Origin of the sequence: Brachyspira catarrhinii (assembly GCF_005518285.1) — a bacterium.
Lineage (GTDB): Bacteria > Spirochaetota > Brachyspiria > Brachyspirales > Brachyspiraceae > Brachyspira > Brachyspira catarrhinii.
In genome coordinates this window covers 1-2823 of sequence record NZ_SJDU01000307.1, presented here as the reverse complement: position 1 = coordinate 2823, position 2823 = coordinate 1, and the positions used below count along the sequence as shown (strand labels likewise).

Below are 2823 nucleotides of genomic sequence, written 5' to 3'. Positions count from 1 at the left end.
TCAAAAAATAAAGTGGACGAAAGCGAAAGAGCGAAAGTCCATGCGCTTATTGGCGATTGTTATTTTAAAACTGAAGAATATCCTTTTGCCATTGTCGAATATAGGCATGCGCTTGACGAAGGCTATTATTCTCCCGAAGTGGTTTTATCGCTTGGAAAATCTTTAAGTAAAATCGGAAAAAACGAAGAGGCTTTATCTCAATTTCTTACTCTGTTAAAATTGGATAATAATTATAAAAGCATAGTTTCTATGGAAATAGGAATTATCTATTATGAGAATAGACAATATGAAACGGCTTTAAAATATTTCGATAATGTTTTGGAACTCGATAAAACGAATAAAGACGCGCTTAAGTATAAGGCTTATTGTTTCGTAAATATGGAAAATTATGTCGAATCAATATCTATAATGGAAACGGTTATAAAGAAAAATCAAAGCGATACGTTGTTAAATTACAATTTGGGACGCGCTTATAAGGGTAGGGGAAATTATAAAAGCGCTATTAAATATTATAAAGTCTCTTCTCATGATAAAATCTACGCCGTTAAATCTCTTTATGAAATCGCCTTATGTTATATCGAATTAAAAAATATAGAATTGGCAATAACCGCTTTGGATTTGGCGATAGAATACAACAGTCCCGATAAAGAATTGAAATTAGCCGTTCTTTATACTTTGGTAGAATGCTACGATAAAATGAAAAATATAAATAAAGCGATAGAAGTTTTGGAAAATATTATTATTATAGATTCAAACTATAAAGATGTAAGCAAAAAACTTATAGAATATAAAGAATCGAGATATAGCGAAGGCATTAAAAATTTCTTCAGATTGGAAAAAGACGAATTTGCAGAAAGAGCTTTAAAAATAGTCGCCTGCATGAATTTAATTCCTTATTCTTTGAAAACAACGGATAAAAAATATTTGATTATATTTGCGAAAGAAGGAAAAAGTTTGCATTCCACAAAAAAAGTAATATTCTTCAGAAAGTCTTACAGTCCGATATTCAACGAAGAGTTGATACAATTATACGATTACGCGGTGAGTTATAATATTGTTAATTCTATTTTGGTTACAAGCGCAATGGCGAGTCCCGATGCGATAAGATACGCCACAATTTCGCGAATTGATATAATTGGAGTAAAGAGATTGGAAAGTTTGGTTGAAAAATCCAATTTTACGAATTTGCCCGTTGGAGTTACAAGAAGCGAAGAAAAACTCGATTGGGTTTTATAATTAATTTTTAAGAATTTCTATTATTAAATAATTCATTTAAAAATTCTCTTGCGACTTTTCTATCGTCAAATTCTATCGTTCTATCGGGAAATATTTGATAAGTTTCATGTCCTTTGCCAGCGATTATTACAATATCGTTTTCTTTTGCTTCCTTTATCGCTTCTTTTATCGCTTCTCTTCTGTCTATTATTTTTTTATAGTTAAAATTCTTAAAATTTAATCCTTCAAAACCAGCTTCTATATCGGACATTATTTGTTCTATGCTTTCCGTTCTTTGATTGTCTGTAGTCAAAATTGAAACATCGGAATATTTTGCCGTAATTTTTGCCATTATCGGACGCTTTTTTCTGTCTCTGTCTCCGCCGCAACCGAATACGACTATAACTCTATTTGGATTTAATTTTTTAGCTTCGATTAAAATATTTTCCAAACTGTCGGGCGTATGCGAATAATCGACCGCGACTATAAAAGGATGTTTTTCGTCAGTCACTATTTCAAATCTTCCCGCCACTTGAACTTTTCTTATTGATTTTATCGCTTTTTTTATATTAAGTTTATATTCGCATGCGTAAGCCAAAACGGATAAAGAATTTAATATATTGAATTTTCCGAGCATAGACAATTTTACTTTTGAAATGAATTTTCCTTTCGCGTAAAATTCGTATTCTGTAGATTTTGAATTTAAAGAAATAATTTTTCCGTAATAATCGGCTTTTTCGTTTAATCCGTAAGTTGTAATTTTGAGATTTAATTTTTTTATACGATTTGAAATTTCTTTAAAATAATCCGTATCGATATTTACTATAGCTATTTTTTTCTTTTTGCAACTTTCTTTTAATAAGTCGAAAAGTTTTAATTTCGCTTTCAAATAATTTTTCATTGTTTTATGATAATCCAAATGGTCTTCTGTTATATTGGTAAATATTGCGGCGTCAAATTGCAAATAATCGCATCTATTCATCGCAAGCGCTTGAGAAGAAGTTTCCATGACTATATGAGAAACATTTTTTTTGAGCGCTTTATTAAATATATTTTCCAAATCTATAGATTCGGGAGTTGTTAAATTTGTTTTTATTTCGCTTTTTCCTATCATATTTTTTATAGTGCCGATTAAAGTAGTTTTATTTTTATTACTTTCTAAAACCGATTTTAATAAATAACTTGTCGTGGTTTTTCCGTTTGTTCCCGTTATTCCGATTGTGTTTATTTTTTTTGTCGGTTCGTCAAATAATTTTGCCGACATATAAGCGAGCATTTCTCTTGGATTTTTAGCCTCTACAAAAAATGTTTTATTAAATTTATTTTTTAATTCTTTTATTTTTTTCTTATTGGAGCGATAGTCGTATATTATAATTTTAGCTTTATTTTCTATCGCGTTTTCAATATATTTATTTCCGTCTTCTTTAGTTCCTTTGATTGCGACAAATATATAATCTTTTTTGATTAATTTTGAATTGTAAGATATATTTTTAATTTTTGTATTTAAACATTCCGCTCTTATATTTTTTGAATCGAAATTATTATAGCCTTTAATAAGCTCTTTAAAATACTTCATACTAATTTGATTTTATTTTTAAATAAATTATA

The 2823-nt window shown here is 28.9% G+C and carries 2 protein-coding genes; one reads left to right on the top strand and one right to left on the bottom strand.

Going from position 1 to position 2823, the window contains the following annotated elements:
• The coding region (locus tag EZH24_RS09800) for a tetratricopeptide repeat protein (protein ID WP_137998968.1) at nucleotides 1–1236 on the top strand (1236 nt) is incomplete at its 5' end.
• 7 nt (nucleotides 1237–1243) lie between these two features.
• Here EZH24_RS09800 and EZH24_RS09795 read toward each other — a convergent pair.
• On the bottom strand, nucleotides 1244–2791 hold the full coding sequence (locus EZH24_RS09795) for a UDP-N-acetylmuramoyl-L-alanyl-D-glutamate--2,6-diaminopimelate ligase (protein WP_137998967.1): 1548 nt from the start codon (nucleotides 2789–2791) through the stop codon (nucleotides 1244–1246).
• Nucleotides 2792–2823 lie beyond the last annotated feature (32 nt).